Below are 19,229 nucleotides of genomic sequence, written 5' to 3'. Positions count from 1 at the left end.
TAGACGATAGTCCTGGAACGGCTTGCACGGGTTGACTTTATCGAGCGCGATTGCTCTCCAACTCAATCCGGCAGCGCAAAGCCTGCGGTCAGCCCGCCGTCCACGGTGTGGCACGAACCATTAATATAGGCGGCCTTGTCCGAGGCCAGCCATGTCACCAGGTTGGCGACATCCTGCGGCGTGCCCGCACGGCCACCTTGTGGAATCATGGCCTCCAGCATGGCCTGCTCGATCCTGCTGAGGTTGTCCTCGGTCATGGCGGTGCGAATGTAACCGGGGGCAATGGCGACGCTGCGGATGTTCTGCCGCCCATGTTCCAGCGCGCAAGCCTTGGTCAGCCCGATGACCCCATGCTTGGCGGCCGTGTAGTGCGGCAGTGTTGCCATGCCCACCAGTCCATCGACCGAAGCCGTATTGATGATAACCCCGCCGCCGTTGGCCAGCATGGCCGGAATCGCCGCCCTGGCGCAGAAGAAGACACCGTTCAGATTGATGTCGATGACACGGCGCCAATCGGCCACGGACACCTCGGCCGTCCGTCCACGAACGCCGCAGATGCCGGCATTGCTGAACAACACGTCAACCCGTCCGAACGTTCTGATCGCGCTGTCGACCATGGCCTGACAGGCAGCTTCATCGGCAACATCAGTGGGAACAACAATCGCGTTATCGCCAATCACTTCCAGGGTCTCGCGCAACCCTTGTTCATCGACGTCCGCCAGTACCAGCTTTGCACCCAGGCGGGCAAACTGAATGGCTGAAGCACGACCAATACCGTTGGCCGCGCCGGTAACGATGACAACCTTTCCAGTAAATTCCACGGTAAATCTCCTCTCATGCCAAATGGGCTTTTTCGTTCACCGTCAAGCTATCCCTCTGCCTGCACATGGGCTTGTCCTTGCAGGCAGAAGTCTTGTCCCTGACAAGACGGCCTGCCTCAGGAGGGGTAATTGTCCCTGCGTGCCTGACTTGTTATCAGGTTGCACCCATGGCGATTACAAACGTCAAGCAGTGTGGATACTGGCCATCACGTTGATGGAGGAGTCGCTATGAGTACCGATATCGTTATCGCCGGAGTAGGCATGGTGCCCTTTCGCAAACCGGGTCAATCGCAAAGCTACGATGTGATGGGCGAGCAAGCCGCACGGGCGGCGCTCAAGGATGCCGGCATCGACTATGCGCTGGTCGAGCAAGCCTTTTGTGGTTATGTCTACGGGGATAGCTGCGCAGGACAGACTGCGCTCTATCGGGTAGGCATCACCGGCATCCCGATTTTCAACGTCAACAACAATTGCGCCAGTGGCTCTTCGGCGTTTGCCCTGGCGGTCCAGGCCGTTCGGGGGCAGCAAGTCGAATGCGCCCTGGCGCTTGGCTTCGAACAGATGCCCGCCGGCGCGATCGACATGGTCTTTCCGGAAAAGGTCAGCCCACTGGCGCGGCACTCGGAGGTGATTGCCAGGATGATGAACCTGAGCGACGAGGAGCGCGATACGCCGCCAGCGGTCTGCATGTTCGGCGCCCAGGTCGACGCCATGCTGGAGATGGGCGTGACCGAAGAGACCTTGGCCCAGGTGTGCGTCAACTCGCGCAAGCACGCCGCCAACAATGAAAACGCCATCTTCCGTACACCGTTGACGGTTGAAGAAATCCTGGCGACGAAACCGATCTTTCGCGGGCTGCGCAAAAACTTCGCCTGCCCCCCAAGCTGTGGCGCCGCCGCGGTCATCGTCTGTACACCGGCATTTGCCCGCGCCCATGGCATCCGCGCTGACGTGCGCCTCGCCGGCCAGGGCTGGTGCAGTGACCAGAGCAGTTTTTTCGAAGGCAGCATCATGGATGTCATGTTTCAGGCACTGAGCCGTGATGCGGCCAACAAGGCTTATGAAGATGCCGGCATCGGTCCGGCGGATGTCGACGTCATCGAGTTGCACGACTGTTTTGCCAGCAATGAATTGGCCACTTACGTCGCGCTCGGGCTGTGCGCTCCAGAAGCATTGAACGATTTTGTCGCTTCGGGGCGCGGCACCTATGGCGGCCAATGGGTAATAAACCCGTCGGGCGGCCTGCTGGCGAAGGGACACCCGTTGGGTGCGACTGGGTTGGCCCAATTGACAGAGCTGACCTGGCAACTGCGCGGTCAGGCTGGCGTACGACAGGTCCCGGGGGCAAGGGTCGCGTTGCAGCACAACGGCGGACTGGGCAGCGCGGGATTCGTGCACATTCTGAAGAAATTCTGAATCCACATCTCGTCGCAGTACACACAGAACTTGTGGCGAGGGAGCTTGCTCCCGCTGGGCTGCGCAGCAGCCCTAAAACAGGGCGCCGGATTACTTCTGACAGACCGCAGCAGCCTTTTTGGGGCCGCTACGCGACCCAGCGGGAGCAAGCTCCCTCGCCACACCATTTGGGCAGACCTTGAAAGATGTGTCGATACCGATGCTGGCTTGGAGACGAATCTGCGATCAGCGCTCCAACCCCAGGCTCTGGCGGTACTGGCTCGGTGCCATGCCGGTCCAGCGCCTGAAGGCACGGGTAAAATTGCTGACCTCGGAAAAACCGAGCGAAAAGGCAGCCTCCGTCACCGACACCGAGCTGCGCGACATGAAGGCGAGCGCATTGGTGCGCCGTGTGTGGTCGAGGATTTCCTGAAAACTGGTATCCCTGGCAGCCAGCTTCAATTGCAAACCGCGAGTACTGATGTGCAGCCGCTCGGCCACTCGATCCTTGTTCAGCGCACGCGAGGACAATTCGCTGCTGACAATGGCCCGGACGCGATTGACGATATCGCCCCGTTCGATTCGCTGAAGGTACTCCATCACCGTGTGGTCATGGCTCAAGGCAAGTTCCTCGTTGGCACCCGGGAGCCGCTTGTCCACCAGGTCCAGATCCATTGTCATCACGATCTCGGGACGGCCGAATTCGACATCGCACTGGAAGTATTCGCAAAAGATCTGTGCCATACCTTCAGCGGCAGGCCGGATCAACTCGAGTGTCCGCAAACGGAATCGATTACCGGAAATGGTCCGCAGAAGGGTAAAGATCATGGCGATATAGGCGTCGTGTGTTTCGTGGCACACGTGCGCCCCAGGCACGCTTGAAGTAATGAGCAGGAACCTGTTGTTTCGCTCTTCCACCCGGATGTTGGCATTCTGCGATATGACACGGTAGAGCGAACTCAGCCGTTGCGCGAAGTCCCGTATCGAAATGCTGGCCAGCAGGGCAAAGCCCATCGCATGGAGATTGGCCGGGCGCAAGGTTTCCCCGGCCCGCAGGCCGAAACACGGATCTTTTGTGGCCTGTACCGCCGCGGCATACAGCTTCGCGATCGTTTGATTATCGATACGCAGCATAGGATCGGTGGTCGCAGGCAACATCACCCCGCAGGCGCGAAAGACCTGGTCCGCGCAGGCACCCTGATTTTCCAGCGCTTCAGCAATAGCAATGGCATAGGCCCCAATGATCGATGATCCACCGCTTGAACCGTGCGGTGCAAAACCGTCTTTGAGCGTCCGATGCGCTTCACATGCGTCGCTGTACCCACTGCTTATCGTCAATGTAAAAACCTCTGATTGTCCAACGCGGCAACGCGCGCTCACGCCTCGACTGACGGGCCCATTTTAGGCGTCGACGCCGACGCCAATTTTGTTAATGCACGCCAGACATTTGTGATTGAATGCCGGTTATGGCAGCCACGTGATCCAGGAGAAGTGGTATGACGCCGTACATGCGCGGCTGGGTGCTGCAGGGCTTTGCGAACCTGATAGAAGAATTGGGTGGCGATGCGGCGACTTACGAGAAACGCTTCCAGTTGCCGCTGAGCGGTCTCGATCAAAGTGAAGTGCCAATCCCTGGCTCAGCGCTGATACGCTTGATGGAGACCTGCGCCGAGGAACTGGGATGTCCGGATTTCGGCATTCGCCTCGGTACGGCGCAAGGTCGCGCACCGCTCGGCCCGGTCATGTTGGCACTGACTCAATGCGCCACGGTCGGTGAAGCGATCGGGGCGGCCGCGCGGTTCATCAGCCTGCTGAACCCGGCCGTGGAGCTCCAGTGCGAACGCATCGCCAGCGGGCTACGCCTGACCTATCAGATCAAGGTGCCCAGGATTGGCCTCGTGGTTCAGTTCGAGCAATGGTGCCTCATGGCAGGGGTAAAGATTTTTCAGATACTGGCCGGCGCCAATGCCCGGCCGCGGTCGATTTTTTTTACCCATGCCCCTGTACAGCCGAAGGACTTTTATTCGCGCACCTATGGTTGCCCGGTGAAATTTTCGCAGGCGGCTTTTGGCATCGAATTTTCTGCCAGTGATGCCGTGCGTCCGATGGACGGAAACGATCCTGAGATGAAGGCGCTCGTCACCGACTATCTGGAACGGATTGCAGACGCATCCGGACTCGACCTCGAACACCAGATGGATGCGCTGATTCGTAAACTTCTACCGACCGGCCGTTGCACGCTCGACACCATCGCCAGCCATTACTTCGTCAGCGTTCGTACCCTGCAGCGACGCCTGGAGGATCAAGGGCTGGCCTTCGAGAAGCAGGTAGACGATATCCGCCGCGAACGGGCTGCCTTGTATCTTGGTGATCCGACGCTGCGCGTTTCGCAGATAGCCCTGTTGCTCGGGTATGCCGAGCAAAGCTCGCTGTCACACGCGTTCAAGCGTTGGTATGGAATGTCGCCCAGTGCATGGCGCCGCGTTCATTCGGCCTCGCTTCAGGTGCTGTGACATCCAATCACAAATGATTGTCGTGCAATAACAAACCATTGCTGCGGTCCTGTTCCCAAAATAGGACGGCCAACATCGGCTGGATGACTTCGTCCGCATCAATGGAGAACAAGAAGAATGACATTGCCCCAAACGAGCCGTGCAGGAAGACCAGGCGTCACCCACAGACTTCAATCCTCTCTCTCCATCGTGCTCGGTTTACTCGTGGCTTCGACGGCTGTTGCGCAGACCTACAAGACCGACATTCCGCCGGCGATCGTGACTCCCGACACCCTCGAGACACGGCTCGGCACCCTGCGCTTCACTGACGGTTTCCCGGACGAGTCAACCGTGCAGAAGGTTTACGACAATCTCGACTTCCAGCGCGGCGTGCAGGCGTTCATCTCGACGATTCCCGCCGCGTCGCAGGTGGCCATGCGCAGAGGCCTCAGGTCGCTCGGTCCAGACAATGGAACGCTGTTCATCACCGAGACCCTGATGGACTCCCGATCGTTGTTCCTGACCGGCAACAGCGAGAGTGTCTACGTGTCGGGATGGATCGATCTGAAGAACGGGCCAGTCGTGATCGAAAGCCCACCCAATACACTCGGCTTCGTCGATGACTTCTGGTACCGCTACGTCACTGACCTGGGTAACGCCGGGCCCGACAAGGGCCAAGGCGGCAAGTACCTGTTACTCCCTCCAGACTACGTGGGGGAAGTGCCGCAGGGTTACCACGTATTCAAATCCCGCACCTTCAACAACTGGTTCGCCAGCCGTGGTTTTGTGGTGAACGGTGACCCCAAACCTGCGGTCGAGAATTTCAAGAAGCAGTTGCGCATCTATCCCCTGGCGCAGGCCGCCAATCCACCGAAGGCGACCTTCGTCAACATCTCCGGCAAGACGATCAACACCATCCATTCGATGGACTTCTCGTTCTTCGAAGAGGTCAACGAGGTGGTGCAGGAGGAGCCGAACGCGGCGCTCGATCCTGAAACGCTCGGCCTGCTCGCCGCCATCGGCATCGAAAAAGGCAAGCCATTCGCGCCCGACGCACGGATGAAGAAAATTCTCACCGAAGCGGCGTCAGTCGGCAGTGCTACAGCCCGCGCAATTGCCTCCAAGCCCCGCTCGCAGGAGGCCTATCACTACCCCAACAGTGCGTGGCGCAAGCTTTTCTCCAGCGGTGACTATCGGTTCCTGCAAGACGACATCCGCCAGCTCGACGCACGCTTGTTCTACTTTTTCTATGCCACGGTCAATACGCCCGCGCTGGTCAAGAAGATGGTCGGCGTCGGCTCGCAATACGCGGCAGCCTTTGCCGACGCCAAAGGCCAGCCACTCGACGGCGGCAAAAACTACCGGCTGCATCTGCCGCCAAACATCCCGGCGAAGAATTTCTGGTCTGTCGTGATCTATGACAATCAGACGCGCTCGATGCTGCAGACCGACCAGCAGTTCCCGAGTACCGGCAGCCAGAAGCAGGGCATCGTGATCAACCCCGACACCTCGGTCGACCTGTATTTCGGCCCCAAGCCACCGCCCGGCAAGGAAAGCAATTGGGTGCAGACCCTTCCCGGCAAAGGCTGGAACACCCTCTTTCGCCTCTACGGCCCGCTCGATGCCTGGTTCGACAAGACCTGGAAACCGGGTGAAATCGAAGAGATCAGTGCCCCCTTGGCGCAGACAATGTAAGGAATCAACGGATGAACATCAGACTTGCGGTGCTGATGCTGCTCGGGGCCTCCACGGTTTCGTCGGCATTCGCACAAAGCTACAAAACCGACATCCCGCCTTCGATCGTGACACCCAACAGTCTCGAGACGCGGCTCGGCACCCTCAGTTTTACCGACGGTTTCCCGGACGAGGCGACGGTGCAAAAGGTCTACGACAACCTCGACTTCCAGCGCGGCGTGCAGGCATTCCTCACGGCCATGCCGGCGGCTTCGCTGTCGGCGGTACGCAAGGGCATCACCGAATTCGGACCAGCCAACCAGACCGTTGCGCTGTTCGAGAACCTGATGGACGCCAAGTCGCTGTTCCTGACGGGCAACAGCGAAAGCATCTACGGCTGGGCCTGGATCGACCTAAAGGACGGACCGATCGTCATCGAAAGTCCACCCAACACGCTCAGCATCATCGACGACTTCTGGTTCCGTTACGTCGGCGACCTCGGCAACGCCGGCCCCGACAAAGGCAAGGGCGGAAAGTACCTGCTGCTGCCGCCGGGCTACGATGGCCCCGTTCCGGAAGGCTACTTCGTATTTCGGTCACCGACCTTCGGCAACCTATTCATCACCCGGGCGTTTCAGGTCAATGGCGACCCGAAACCTGGCGTCGACAACATCAAGCAGCACCTGCGTATCTATCCGCTGACGCAGGCCGCCACCCCGCCGAAGACGACCTTCGTCAATGTCTCCGGCAAGCCATTCAATACCATCCACGCCCTGGACATCACCTTCTTCGACGAGGTCAACGAAGTGGTGCAGGAGGAACCGAATGCGGCGATGGACCCGGAAACGCTTGGCCTGTTGGCCGCCATCGGCATTGAAAAAGGCAAACCCTTCACACCTGACGAGCGGATGAAGAAAATTCTCACCGAGGCCGCAGCCGTCGGCAGCGCCACGGCGCGTACGCTCACGTTCCGATCGCGTATCAAGGATTCGGATCTCTATCCGAACAGCGCCTGGGGTACGCCCTTCATCGGCGGCGGCCATCGCTACGAGCGTGACGGCGTTCGCTTGCTCGACTCACGCACGTACTTCTACTTCTACGCCACCGGCAATACACCGGCGATGATCGCCAAAATGGTCGGCGTCGGGTCGCAATACGCATTGGCATTCGTGGACGCCAACCAGCAGCCCCTCGATGGAGCCAAGACCTACCGGTTGCACCTGCCGCCCAATATTCCGGCGAAGAACTTCTGGTCGGTCGTGCTCTACGACAATCAGACGCGCTCGATGCTGCAGACCGATCAGCAGTTCCCGAGTATCGGCAGCGAGAGGAAAGGCATCGTGATCAACCCCGATACTTCGGTGGACCTGTACTTCGGCCCCAAAGCGCCGCCCGGCAAGGAAAGCAACTGGGTCCAAACCACGCCGGGCAAAGGCTGGAACACGGTGCTTCGTCTTTATGGTCCGCTTGAGCCGTGGTTCAACAAGACCTGGCGGCCAGGCGAGATCGAGCAAGTGAAGCCGTAACGCCAGTGTTCTGGTGGAACCGCCTGCTCTTCAATAATTATCCAGCGCTACCCGGACTACCGGGTTGAGGGAAATGCACCATGCCCGACAATTACTCCAATGGCCTGTTCAAATCCGCCGCTTGCTTCAACTTGCTCGCAGGTCTTCCATTGCTGGTGGCCATGCGTCCGGCCGCCGATCTGCTGGGACTGGAAATCACGCCGACGTCTGCTCTGTTTATCCAGATCACCATGGCTCTGGTGGTCATGTTCGCCTGGGTGTACTGGATGATCAGCGTCGATCCCGTGCGCTATCGCCCGTACATCCTGCTCGGGGTGCTGCTGAAGCCGCTGTTTGTGATCCTCATTTATGGCCACTGGCTGGCGGGCAGTATCCCCTGGCCGCTGCCGGCCTTGGCATCGGTGGACATTCTCTACGCAGTGTTGTTTTGGCGCTATTTGAGCGACACCCGATTTGCGATGGCTAATCGCATCTAGCCAATCCCCCCCACTGGCATCAGGCCTGCGTCACCGACTTATCGAGTCTCCTTAAATAAGGATCGCAGGGACAACTGCTGTGCCCGATTCGATAAGTCAGCGTTTTCGTTACGGATTACTCTCAATCAATCGGTTGGAACAATAACAAGAGGAATCGTCGATGTTTGATCTGGAGAGAATTGTCGAGCCAGTACTGGGCCTTTGCGGTCTGGAAAGCGACTTGACGGAAGAAGAGCGTGCCATTCAGGAAGTGGCGCACAGCTTCGCCAAGAACGTCATGCGCCCCATTGGCACTGAACTGGACAGCATGACTGCCGAGGAAGTGGTTGCGCCCGGCTCTCCCCTGTTCGACTACATGCGTCAGGTCCATGAATCCGGTCTGCTCGATCTCGGCGCACTGGCGGCGATGGACAGTCAGCAGAAATCGCGCATCATGCCGATCATCTTTGAAGAACTTGGCTGGGGCGATTCGGGGCTGGCCATCGCCACGCTGGCGTCCTCTTTTCCGGCGTATGCGGCGCACAATTCCGGGAACCCGGAGCTTATCGAGCGATTTGGTGCACTCCCTGGCTGCTGGCTCGCGACCCAGCCCGACCGTGGCAGCGATATCGTCGACATCGACGCCGACCTGGTCCCGCGTGGCGCCAAACAATCGCGCGGCAATCTTTACGCACGCGTCGTCGGCGATGAAGTGATCATTCAAGGTCAGTCCTCGGCGTGGGTTTCGTATGCGCCACTGGCCCAGTCTGCACTGGCCTACATCCCATGCGACTACGGCAATGGCCTGGAACATGAAAATGGCGCCGGGCTGAATCACATCGCCATCCTGATCCCGCTCGATCTGCCTGGCGTCTCGAAGGGCAAGCCGCTGGAAAAACTTGGCCAGCGCGCCCTGCCCCAAGGTGAGATCTATTTCAATGAAGTCCGGGTGCCCCGCAAATACGCCCTCGCTGAAGGCGAAGCGGCCATCACCAGCTTCTTCGGCGCCCTGACATTCGGCAACATGGAAATGGCAGCAACCTTCACCGGCGTGGCTCGCGCGGCCTTCGAGCATGCGCTGGCGTATGTGCACGAGCGCAAGCAAGGCGGAACACCGATCATCAACCATCAGAGTGTGCAACTGCGAACCTTCGACTTGTGGCAGAAAGTCGAGCTCTCACGCGCGATTGCGCATCGCGTGTTCGCCTACAACTACAGCGAAAAAGGCCCTCACCTGCTGGCCTCGATCACCAGCAAGACCTATGTCACCGAGACTGCGTTCCAGGTGGCCAGCGAAGCGCTGCAATTGTTCGGGGGCAATGGCCTGACCAGGGAGTACCCGATCGAGAAGCTCATGCGCGACGCTCGGGCATCGATGATCGAGGACGGCGAAACCAACGTCCTCAAGCTCAAGGGCATGCGCTGGCTGAGCCGCGCCTACCAACGCGCCAACTGATTCCCTCAACGACCCTATCCACCACATTCCCGGGCTGGCAGCTGCGCAGCCCGAGGATAACGCTGTGTCGAAAAGCCAGTCGTTGTGGAACCTGTTTAAAGGAGTGCATTTGCCATGCGGATCATCGATCACTTCGATAACGCCGTACGTTTTTACCCAGACAACCTGGCCTTCGTCGACGTTGGCAACCATGCCAGCGCAATGACCTACGCCCAGGCGGCACCTGTGACGCAGGCCATTGCCGGCGCAATCGCCCACAACGGCTTCAGCGGCGGCGGCCATGTCGGCATTCTGGCGCCCAACTCCACTGTCGCCTTCGTGGCGCTGCTGGGCGTGTTCCGCGCACGTTGCGTCTGGCTGCCGGTCAATCCGCGCAACACGGTGGCGGCCAATGCGGACCTGTTCAATGACTTCGAAGGTGAGTTGCTGCTGTTCCATAGCGCCTACGCCAATGAGGCGGCTGAACTGAAGGCGCGGTGCCCCGGCCTTCGGCAACTGGTGTGCATCGATGGCGATTGCGGCGTGGGGACTTCCCTGGCGACCTGGTCGCAAGGTGCACCGGTGAGCTACACCCCGGCCGCGGGAAAGGACAGCCTGGACGATACCTTTGCCTTGTATCCCACAGGGGGTACGACCGGCAAGTCCAAGGGGGTGATGATTACCCATCGCAACGTCCATACGTTCTTCAGCAACTTTTACGCGCACTTTGATTATCACGACAGCACTTGCCATCTGGTGGTAGCTCCCATGACGCACACCGCCGGCCTCACCGGTTGCCTGCACTTCGCACGCGGCGGGGCCAACGTGATCATGGCCGGCGCCGTCCCGGAAGCGGTTGCCGACGCGATAGAGAAATACAAGGTCACCCATCTTTTTCTGCCGCCGACCGTGCTGTACATGCTGCTGGCGCTGCCGGACATCCGCCAGCGGGACTATCGCTCGCTGAAGCATTTCCTGGTCGGCGCGGCACCGACGTCACTGGAAAAGCTAAAGGAAGCGATGCAGGTATTCGGCCCTGTCATGTCCGAGGCGTTCGGTCAGTCCGAAGCACCCGCCGCGATTACCGCCAAGGCGCCCTGGGATTACATCGCCGCGGACGGCACGATCAATGAAGCACGCCTGCAATCCATTGGCCGGCCCTGTGTATTCAACACCGTCGCCATCCTTGACGACGAAGGTGAGGAAGTGGCGCGCGGTGACGCGGGGGAAATTTGCATTCGCGGCGATCTGGTGACGCCGGGCTATTACAAGAATCCCCAGGCGACTGCCGAAGTCCGTCAGCAGGGCTGGCACCACACCGGTGACGTCGGGGTCATGGCTGAAGATGGCTATATCACGATTGTCGACCGCAAGAAGGACATGATCATCACCGGCGGCTTCAACGTTTATCCGAACGAAATCGAACAGGTACTCACCACCCATGATGCCGTTCAGGATTGCTCTGTCATCGGTATTCCTGACGACAAATGGGGCGAAGCGGTGAAGGCGATTGTCCAGCTCAAGGCTGGCAAGAGCTGCAGCGCAGACGACTTGATTACGCTGGTAAAGGCGCGGTTGGGGAGCGTCAAGACCCCGAAGAGCGTCGACTTCACCGAGCAGTTGCCGCGCAGCCCGGCGGGAAAAGTACTGAAGACCGAACTGCGTAAAGCGTATTGGCAGGGCAAGACCAGGGCTGTGCACTGAGTACATCCTGTCTTTCACTGACCCCTTTCAGCAACGACCCTGGCATTGCGAGCAATCATGAAACTTGAACAGAAGTACCCGGCAAAACGTGCCTTTGTGACGGGCGCCGCCAGCGGCTTTGGCCTGGCCATCTGCATGCACCTCGCCAGCAGGGGCTGGAAACTGCTGATCGCCGACATCAACGCGACCAGACTGGAGCAGGCCGAGGCGCAGCTGCGCAAACACGGCGCCGAGACTTTCAGCATGGTGTTGGATGTCACTCGGCAAGCGGCGTTGCAGGAGGCCGCCAACACTGTCAAACAATTGTGGGGCGGCGTCGACCTGGTGTTCAACAATGCGGGTATCGCCTCTGCCGGCATGATCGACGACCTTCCCCTGGAAGAATGGGAAAAAGTCATCAACGTTGACCTGTGGAGCGTGATTTATGGCTGTCGGGCATTTGTGCCCATGCTCAAGGACCAGGGCGGCGGCTGTATCATCAATACCGCATCGAGCGCCGGCACCTTGTCCGGGCCAGAAATGTCGCCCTACAACGTGGCCAAGGCGGGCGTCGTGTCCCTGTCGGAGACCCTCAAGTCCGAACTCAGCGGCTTTGATATCGGCGTTACCGTGGTCTGCCCAACCGTGTTCGCGACGTCGCTGGGCGACTCGCTCACCAGCGAACGCGCCATGGAAAAGCGCCTGCTGGCCCAATTGAAGAAGTCTCGATTCACTTCCGAGCACATCGTCAACGACGTGTTTCGCGCATTGGAAAAGGACCGCCTCTACGTCATGACCCAGCCTGACGCCAAATGGGCCTGGCGACTCAAACGCTGGATGCCGGAAACCTATTTCCGCCTGATTGCCTATCTGTACCGCAATCGAAAGTGGCTTTACGCCGAGCAGAGCTAGTTTCGATCGCCAGCCATTTTGACGTCCCCCCCTGACGAAGGGGGGGGACTGAGCATTCAGATCATGTAATTTTCTGTACTTGCAGTTCGATGTTCCACGGATCCCCAACACTACTCGCAAGCAGGTAGATGAGATGAAAACAATAATAATGTTCTCTGCAATCTTGTTGTTGGCCGCCCCCCCCATCCTCGTCGACGTGCCCAGTGTTTTTCAGGCAAAGCCGCAGCAACTGACGGCGAATGAATGCCAATGGAATCACTATGCCTGTTACAGGCCAGACGTGAGTTTTTCCTCGTTGCGTTGATTCATTCATCACGCCTTGAAGTCCGTGGATGATAAAGCAACGGCCCCCGAACGGATCAGCCCGGCGCTTGTAACCCGGCCCGCCGGGCGGTGTGGCAAGTTTCGAGCACTGACTTACACTGCCATACACCCAATGCGAACGAATGACTCAACGGATCGGCAGGTCCACGGCAATCCGTGCATCACATAGATCTGGGTGAAGCCAACATGAAAACGGTCACGGACCTTTTCACCTGTCTGCTCGCTGCCAGCCTGTGCGCGGCGCTGAGCACCCGTGCCAACGCTGCGCCCCCTGCGGCAATCTTCAAGACCAGCTTCGATTGCGCCAAGGCAACGGTCACTGTCGAAAAGCTGATCTGTCGCGACCAGCAACTGGCGCAGATGGATATCGAACTGACGCGACTCTATCGCCTGGCGCTCACGGATGAACATTCAGTACCGCGTCCGGACAAAATCGTCATCGACCAGCAGTTCTGGATCGAGGCCCGCAATCAGTGTGCCTCCGGCCCGGAGCCCAAGGTGTGCACGATCCGAAGTTATGCCGAGCGCGCACACCAGCTGCGCCAAGGCTCGGCCATTGTCAGAACCAAGGATCCAGACAGGCTCACCGAAGGCCCTCTGGCTTTTCATTGTGCGGGGTTGAACGGGCTGATTGCCGCCACCTTCTTCACCACGCAACCGGGCGTGGTGTACCTGAAATGGGCAAACGCCTCGATCACCCTGAACCAGGTGCAGAGTGATTCGGGAAGCCGCTACACGGGCAAGGATAACCAAGGGACCTATAGCTTCTGGCAAGACGGCAACGCGGCCTTGTTCCAGAAGCCAGGCTCAGGGGAAATGAGTTGTACGGCCGAGCCGGTCGGCTGATCAACCGGGTGAGTCCAGTCCATGACTCACCCCTCTACATTGTTGCCGGCATGCTCCAGCGCTGGTCGCTTCCGGGGCTGGAAACTGCTCGCCAGTCGCTGCCAGCTCCTTGACGAATCCATAGCCACCGCATTTGGCCGGTCAGAACTGCGTTGCCTCCAGTAGGAACAGCGATTCGCTACCCGCCTTCACCGACGCGCTCAACGAATGAATGCGCGGCAGCAGGCGGGCGAAATAGAACCGTGCCGTGCCCAGTTTGCTCGCGTAGAAGTCGTCCTGTTTTTCTTTACCGTAGGCGGCCTTGGCCATCCGCGCCCACATGTAGGCGTACGCCACATAGCCGAAGACTTGCAGATACTCCACCGAAGCGGCGCCGATTTCGTTCGGGTTGTTTTTCGACCGGTCGAGCACCCACGCGGTCAATTCGTCGAGGGTGGACAGCGCATCCTTCAGCGGCTTGGTGAACTCCGCCAGGTCAGCGCAGGACCTGGCGTTGAACTGGCGAATCTCTTCCGCGAACTGGTTGTAGAGCGCACCGCCGCTGCCGACAATCTTGCGCCCCACCAGGTCCAGCGCCTGAATACCGTTGGTGCCTTCGTAAATCTGGGTGATGCGCACGTCGCGTATCAGTTGCTCCTGACCCCACTCGCGGATGTAACCGTGACCGCCGAACACCTGCTGGCCGTGCACCGTGGTTTCCAGGCCGAGGTCGGTGAGGAACGCCTTGGCCACCGGCGTCAGCAAGGCCACCAGGTCTTCCGCACGTTTGCGGGTGGTCGCATCTTCGCTGAACTTGGCGGTGTCCAGTTGCATCGCCACGTACGTCGAGAAGGCACGGCCGCCTTCGTTCGAGGCTTTCATGGTCAGCAGCATGCGCCGCACGTCCGGGTGGACGATGATCGGATCAGCGACCTTGTCCTTGTTCTGCGCACCGGTCGGCGAACGGCTTTGCAGGCGATCGCGCGCGTATTCGACGGCGTTCTGGTACGAGCGCTCGCCAGTGGCCAGGCCCTGGATACCCACCCCCAGACGCTCGTAGTTCATCATGGTGAACATCGCCGCCAGGCCCTTGTTCGGCTCGCCGACCAGGTAGCCCACGGCCTCGTCGAAGTTCATCACACAGGTCGCGGACGCCTGGATGCCCATCTTGTGTTCGATCGAACCGCAGTTGGCCGGGTTGCGTGCGCCCAGGCTGCCATCGGCATTGACCATGAACTTGGGCACCAGGAACAGCGAAATGCCTTTCGGCCCCGCCGGCGCGTCCGGCAGTTTGGCCAGCACCAGATGGATGATGTTCTCGGTCAGGTCGTGTTCGCCGCCGGTGATGAAGATCTTGGTGCCGCTGACCTTGTAGGAGCCGTCCGCCTGGGGCTCGGCCTTGGTGCGGATGATCCCCAGGTCGGTGCCGGCATGCGGCTCGGTCAGGCACATGGAACCGGCCCAGACCCCGGCGTACATGTTCGGCAGGTACGCCGCTTTCAGCTCTTCGCTGGCGTGGGCATTGAGCGACAGGCAGGCCCCGGCGGTCAGCATCGGGTACAGGCCGAACGACAGGCTGGCGGAGTTGACCATTTCCTCGACCTGGGCCGAGACCGCCTTGGGCATGCCCATGCCGCCATAGGCCGGATCGCCACCGACCCCGACCCAACCGCCTTCAGCGTAAGTCTGATAGGCCTGGGGGAAACCGGCCGGCGTGGTGACGGCACCGTCCGCCCAGTGGCAACCTTCTTCGTCCGCCGCACGGCTCAGGGGCGCGATGCTTTTGCTAGAGACCTTGCCGGCTTCTTCGAGAATGGCTTCGACGGTTTCGGCATCGACGGAATCGGCCAGCGCTGGCAGCTGGGCCCAGAGTTTCGTGACCTCGAACACTTCATTGAGGACGAAGCGCATATCGCGCAGAGGGGCTTTGTAATCACTCATGATGGAATGGCTCTCGAATTGTTGGCGCATTGATCGCCCTGATTGACAGGTGTCGCGACCTCGGCGGATTGCGTCATGGACTTCTTTGGGACGGATTCCATTGCTGAGGCTTGGGCCTTGGACATGACATGGCGCGGGCTGCAAAGCAGGAAATGCGACAGCGCCGGGATCAGCACCAGTGCACCGATCATGTTCCAGATGAACATGAAGGTCAGCAGGATGCCCATGTCGGCCTGGAACTTGATCGGGGACCAGGCCCAGGTGATGACGCCCGCTGCCAGGGTGATGCCCACCAGGGCCACCACCTTGCCGGTGAAGGCGACCGAGTTCTTGTAGGCCTCGGTCAAGGACAGGCCCGCACGTTGCTGGGCCAACTGGACGCTGAGCAGGTACAGCGCGTAGTCGACGCCAATGCCCACGCCCAAGGCGATCACTGGCAAGGTCGCGACCTTAACACCCATGCCCAGCCAGACCATCAAGGCTTCGCAGAGAATCGAGGTCAGCATCAAAGGCACCACGGCCACCACCACCGCGCGCCAGCTGCGGAAGGTGATAAAACAGAGCACAATCACTGCGCCGTAGACGTAGAACAGCATGGTGCGGTTGGCTTCGCGCACGACGATGTTGGTCGCCGCCTCGATGCCCGCACTGCCGGCGGCGAGCATGAATTGACGATCATCGTTGCTGTGTTCGCGGGCGAAGGCTTCGGCGACCTTGACCACATTGTCGAGGGTCTCGGCCTTGTGGTCGGCCAGATAGGCCACCACCGGCATCATCGAACAGTCGTTGTTGAACAGATCGGGGTTATTGACCGAAGCCTGCTGCGCACCGTAGTTCAGCACATCCTGGTTACGTGCGATGGTCAGCATTTTCGGGTTGCCTTCATAGGAACCCGCCGTGATCTGGCGTACGGCATTGACCAGCGACACCGTGGTCTGCACTCCGGGCTGCTGTTGCAACAACCAGCCCAGACGGTCGGCTTCCATCAGCGTTTCGTACTTCAGACAGCCTTCGCTGGCGGTCTTGATCATCACGGCGAACTGGTCGCTGGACAACGAGTAATTGGCTGTGATGTAGGCGTTGTCGCGGTTGTAGCGCGAGTCCGAACGCAGCTCTGGCGCACCGGGATCGAGGTCGCCGATCTTCAACTGGGTGCTGACCATGAAACCGCCGACCGCCAACAGGCCGGCGACCACCACCGCCCCGGTCGCCCAGCGACGCTCGGTGAAACGGTCGAGCAGACTCCAGAGATTGCCCAGGCCCCTGCCCTGCAGTTCCTTGTTCTCCTGGCGCAGGGTACGGGCGGCCGCCTTGGGGCTCACGCCGCAATAAGACAGCAGCACCGGCAACAGCACCAGGTTGGTGAAGATCAACACCGCGACGCCGATACTGGCAGTGACGGCCAGGTCCTGGATCACCGGAATGTCGATCAGCATCAGCACGGCGAAGCCCACGGCGTCGGCCAGCAGCGCGGTGAGGCCGGCCAGAAACAGGCGGCGGAAGGTGTAGCGCGCCGCGACCAGCTGATGGGTGCCGCGTCCGACATCCTGCATGATGCCGTTCATCTTCTGCGCACCATGGGACACGCCGATGGCAAACACCAGAAACGGCACCAGGATCGAAAAGGGATCGAGTGCATAGCCGAACAGCGTGACCAGTCCGAGTTGCCAGGCCACCGCAATCACCGAACAGAGGATCACCAATGCGGTGCTGCGTACGCAGCGGGTGAAACAGAAAATGATGGCGGTGGCGATCAGTGCGGCGACGCCGAAGAACATCATCACCAGCATCAGGCCATCCAGCAGGTCGCCGACCAGTTTGGCAAAGCCGATCACCCGGATCTTGATGGGCCCCTTGCCCTCCTCGCCCTGACCATGAGCCTGGGCACTACCGGCGAATTCGTACTGGTTGCGCAGCTGTTGTTCGAGCATGCGCGAAAAGGCGTGGTAGTCGATGGCTTCGCCGGTGACCGGGTCCTTCTCCAGCAACGGCACGAAGATCATGCTCGACTTGAAGTTGTTACCCACCAGGCTGCCGACGATGCCCGAGCGGGCGATATTCTGGCGCAGCTGCTCGGCCCCCGCGGCCGAACCGTCATAGGCGTCCGGCATCACCGGCCCGCCCTGGAAGCCCTGCTCGGTCACTTCGGTCCAGCGCACGGCCGGCGTCCATAACGACTTCATCCAGGCCCGGTCCACGCCCGGAGTAATGAACAACGTGTCGTTGACCTGCTTGAGCACCTCAAGGTACTGCGGGTCGTAGATGTCGCCTTCAGTGTTCTCCACCACCACCCGCACGGCATTACCCAGCCCGCGCAGGGACTGGCGATTGTCCAGGTAGTTTTTGATGAAGGGCTGGCTCTGCGGCAGCATTTTCTCGAAGCTGGCCGTCAACGTCAGGCGGGTGGCCGCAAAATAGCCCAGCAGGACGGTGACGATCAGGCAGGTCAGCACCACCAGCAAACGGTTGTTGAAAATCAGGCGTTCGAGCAGGTTGCCGGAACGTGCATCGAAGCCCTTGAGTTCCCGGATCACCGGCATCGTATCGAGTTCGTGATTACCCATAACGTTTCTTGTCTCTTTTGTTATACGACAGTGGGCTTATTGGAGGGGGAGCTGACGAAACCCACGAACACCGGCTAGCACCAGCGCACCGGAACTCGATACCTGGGCCGCGGCCACCGGTGCCAGGCCGTTTTGTGGCTGCAGTTTGAAGCTGGCGCCATCGTCGACGCTGACCAGCACTTGACCGGCCTGGCTCAGCAGCACGATTCGCCCATCGTGGGTGACCGTACTGGCGGTGATGCTCGAAGGCAGGCCAAGCTCGACCTGGCGCCAGCTGGCACCGCCATCGACGCTGCGATACGCATTGCCGCGCAGGCCGAAGACCAGCACGGCACCGGGCTTGCCAGTAATGCCAAAGAAGGTGCCGTTGTAGGGTGTCGGGGTAGCGATGAAACGCTGGGCAGCCGGATCCAGCTTGAGCACCAGGCCTTGTTCGCCGACGATGAACAGCTCATTGCCGACCGGGCGCAGCGCGTACAGGTTCAGCGCACTGGGATTCTCTGTGCGATCAAGCCAGGGGGTCCAGCTTTGACCACCGTCATCGGTACGGAATATCAGGTTGAAGGCGCCGACGATGTAGCCGACGCGCTCGTTTTCGAACCAGACATCGAGGAACGGTTTGTCGGCGCCCTCCTCGACCATGCGCCGGGACTCGATCAGCAAGTTTGCAATCGACTCGTCATCCGGACGCATCGCGGCCAGTTGTTGGTAATGAGCGAGCAATGTCGGGCCGACCTTGCGGCCGTCAAACTGACGACTCCAGGTTTCACCACCATCGCTGCTGTGCAATACCACCCCATCGTGGCCCACCGCCCAGCCTTGAAGCGAGCTGGGAAAATGCACGGCTACCAGATCAGAACTGACCGGTACCTGAGCCTGGTGCCACTGCTGACCGTTATCGTCTGAATAAAAAATGTGCCCGCGCTGGCCTACCGCGACTAGACGTTCTCCAGCACTGGTCAGCCCGGTGAACATGCCCTGGACCGCCTTTTCACTCTGGATGGCCGGACTGTCCAGGGTATCGGCGAACTCTGCCGCCACCACGGGTCGGGTGAACGGCAGCGCCAGCGCCGCAGCCAGTGCGGCAAACGCCATCCACTTGAAGTTATTCATAGCTGTTTCCCGGATAAAAAAGCCACCGGCAAGCTCTACTGCTTCCCGGTGGAAAGTGACGCTATGGAG

14 protein-coding genes are annotated in these 19,229 nt (G+C 59.9%); 9 read left to right on the top strand and 5 right to left on the bottom strand.

The genetic code is table 11. The annotated features are described in order from the left end of the window. Positions 1-62 precede the first annotated feature (62 nt). Positions 63-821, bottom strand: a complete 759-nt coding sequence (locus ACA041_RS15285; protein ID WP_497441883.1) for an SDR family NAD(P)-dependent oxidoreductase — start codon at positions 819-821, stop codon at positions 63-65. Between the two features lie 228 nt (positions 822-1,049). On the opposite strand from ACA041_RS15285, the gene ACA041_RS15280 reads away from it, so the two are divergent. Then, complete coding sequence (locus tag ACA041_RS15280; RefSeq protein WP_497441882.1) at positions 1,050-2,237, top strand: thiolase C-terminal domain-containing protein; 1,188 nt, start codon at positions 1,050-1,052, stop codon at positions 2,235-2,237. 225 nt (positions 2,238-2,462) lie between these two features. Here ACA041_RS15280 and ACA041_RS15275 read toward each other — a convergent pair whose 3' ends face one another. Then, positions 2,463-3,554, bottom strand: a complete 1,092-nt coding sequence (locus ACA041_RS15275; protein ID WP_497441881.1) for an AraC family transcriptional regulator — start codon at positions 3,552-3,554, stop codon at positions 2,463-2,465. Between the two features lie 158 nt (positions 3,555-3,712). Between ACA041_RS15275 and ACA041_RS15270 the strand changes: the two genes are divergently transcribed. The 8 genes from ACA041_RS15270 to ACA041_RS15235 all read left to right on the top strand — a co-directional run bounded on the left by ACA041_RS15270 (position 3,713) and on the right by ACA041_RS15235 (position 13,563). Beyond that, positions 3,713-4,729, top strand: a complete 1,017-nt coding sequence (locus tag ACA041_RS15270) for an AraC family transcriptional regulator (RefSeq protein ID WP_497441880.1) — start codon at positions 3,713-3,715, stop codon at positions 4,727-4,729. Positions 4,730-4,846: 117 nt separating this feature from the next. Next, complete coding sequence (locus tag ACA041_RS15265) at positions 4,847-6,403, top strand: DUF1254 domain-containing protein (protein ID WP_497441879.1); 1,557 nt, start codon at positions 4,847-4,849, stop codon at positions 6,401-6,403. A gap of 11 nt (positions 6,404-6,414) precedes the next feature. Then, positions 6,415-7,908: a DUF1254 domain-containing protein gene (locus ACA041_RS15260; protein WP_497441878.1), complete on the top strand. Its 1,494-nt coding sequence runs from the start codon at positions 6,415-6,417 to the stop codon at positions 7,906-7,908. Positions 7,909-7,988: 80 nt separating this feature from the next. Further along, a complete protein-coding gene (locus ACA041_RS15255; protein WP_497441877.1) occupies positions 7,989-8,384 on the top strand; it encodes a hypothetical protein in 396 nt (131 codons plus the stop codon). Positions 8,385-8,544: 160 nt separating this feature from the next. After that, positions 8,545-9,819: an acyl-CoA dehydrogenase family protein gene (locus ACA041_RS15250; RefSeq protein ID WP_497441876.1), complete on the top strand. Its 1,275-nt coding sequence runs from the start codon at positions 8,545-8,547 to the stop codon at positions 9,817-9,819. Between the two features lie 114 nt (positions 9,820-9,933). Further along, on the top strand, positions 9,934-11,502 hold the full coding sequence (locus ACA041_RS15245; protein WP_497441875.1) for an AMP-binding protein: 1,569 nt from the start codon (positions 9,934-9,936) through the stop codon (positions 11,500-11,502). Between the two features lie 57 nt (positions 11,503-11,559). After that, positions 11,560-12,393 carry an SDR family NAD(P)-dependent oxidoreductase gene (locus tag ACA041_RS15240; protein ID WP_497441874.1) on the top strand — a complete coding sequence of 278 codons (834 nt, stop codon included), beginning with the start codon at positions 11,560-11,562 and terminating at the stop codon, positions 12,391-12,393. A 510-nt stretch (positions 12,394-12,903) separates the two neighbouring features. After that, positions 12,904-13,563: an MliC family protein gene (locus ACA041_RS15235; protein WP_497441873.1), complete on the top strand. Its 660-nt coding sequence runs from the start codon at positions 12,904-12,906 to the stop codon at positions 13,561-13,563. 141 nt (positions 13,564-13,704) lie between these two features. Here the strand turns inward: ACA041_RS15235 and ACA041_RS15230 are convergent, their stop codons facing one another. Genes ACA041_RS15230 through ACA041_RS15220 form a run of 3 tightly spaced genes read right to left on the bottom strand, consistent with a single transcriptional unit; the run spans position 13,705 to position 19,160 of the window. Continuing rightward, entirely contained in the window at positions 13,705-15,483 is a 1,779-nt protein-coding gene (locus ACA041_RS15230; protein WP_497441872.1) for an acyl-CoA dehydrogenase C-terminal domain-containing protein, read from the bottom strand. Next, complete coding sequence (locus ACA041_RS15225) at positions 15,480-18,047, bottom strand: efflux RND transporter permease subunit (RefSeq protein WP_497441871.1); 2,568 nt, start codon at positions 18,045-18,047, stop codon at positions 15,480-15,482. Before ACA041_RS15225 ends, ACA041_RS15230 begins: the two co-directional genes overlap by 4 nt. Before the next feature lie 36 nt (positions 18,048-18,083). Then, complete coding sequence (locus ACA041_RS15220; RefSeq protein ID WP_497441870.1) at positions 18,084-19,160, bottom strand: WD40/YVTN/BNR-like repeat-containing protein; 1,077 nt, start codon at positions 19,158-19,160, stop codon at positions 18,084-18,086. Positions 19,161-19,229 lie beyond the last annotated feature (69 nt).

The organism is Pseudomonas sp. LBUM1676, assembly GCF_059695605.1.
The sequence above is the reverse complement of the archived record's forward strand: the minus strand, read 5'-3'. Positions and strand labels throughout refer to the sequence as shown.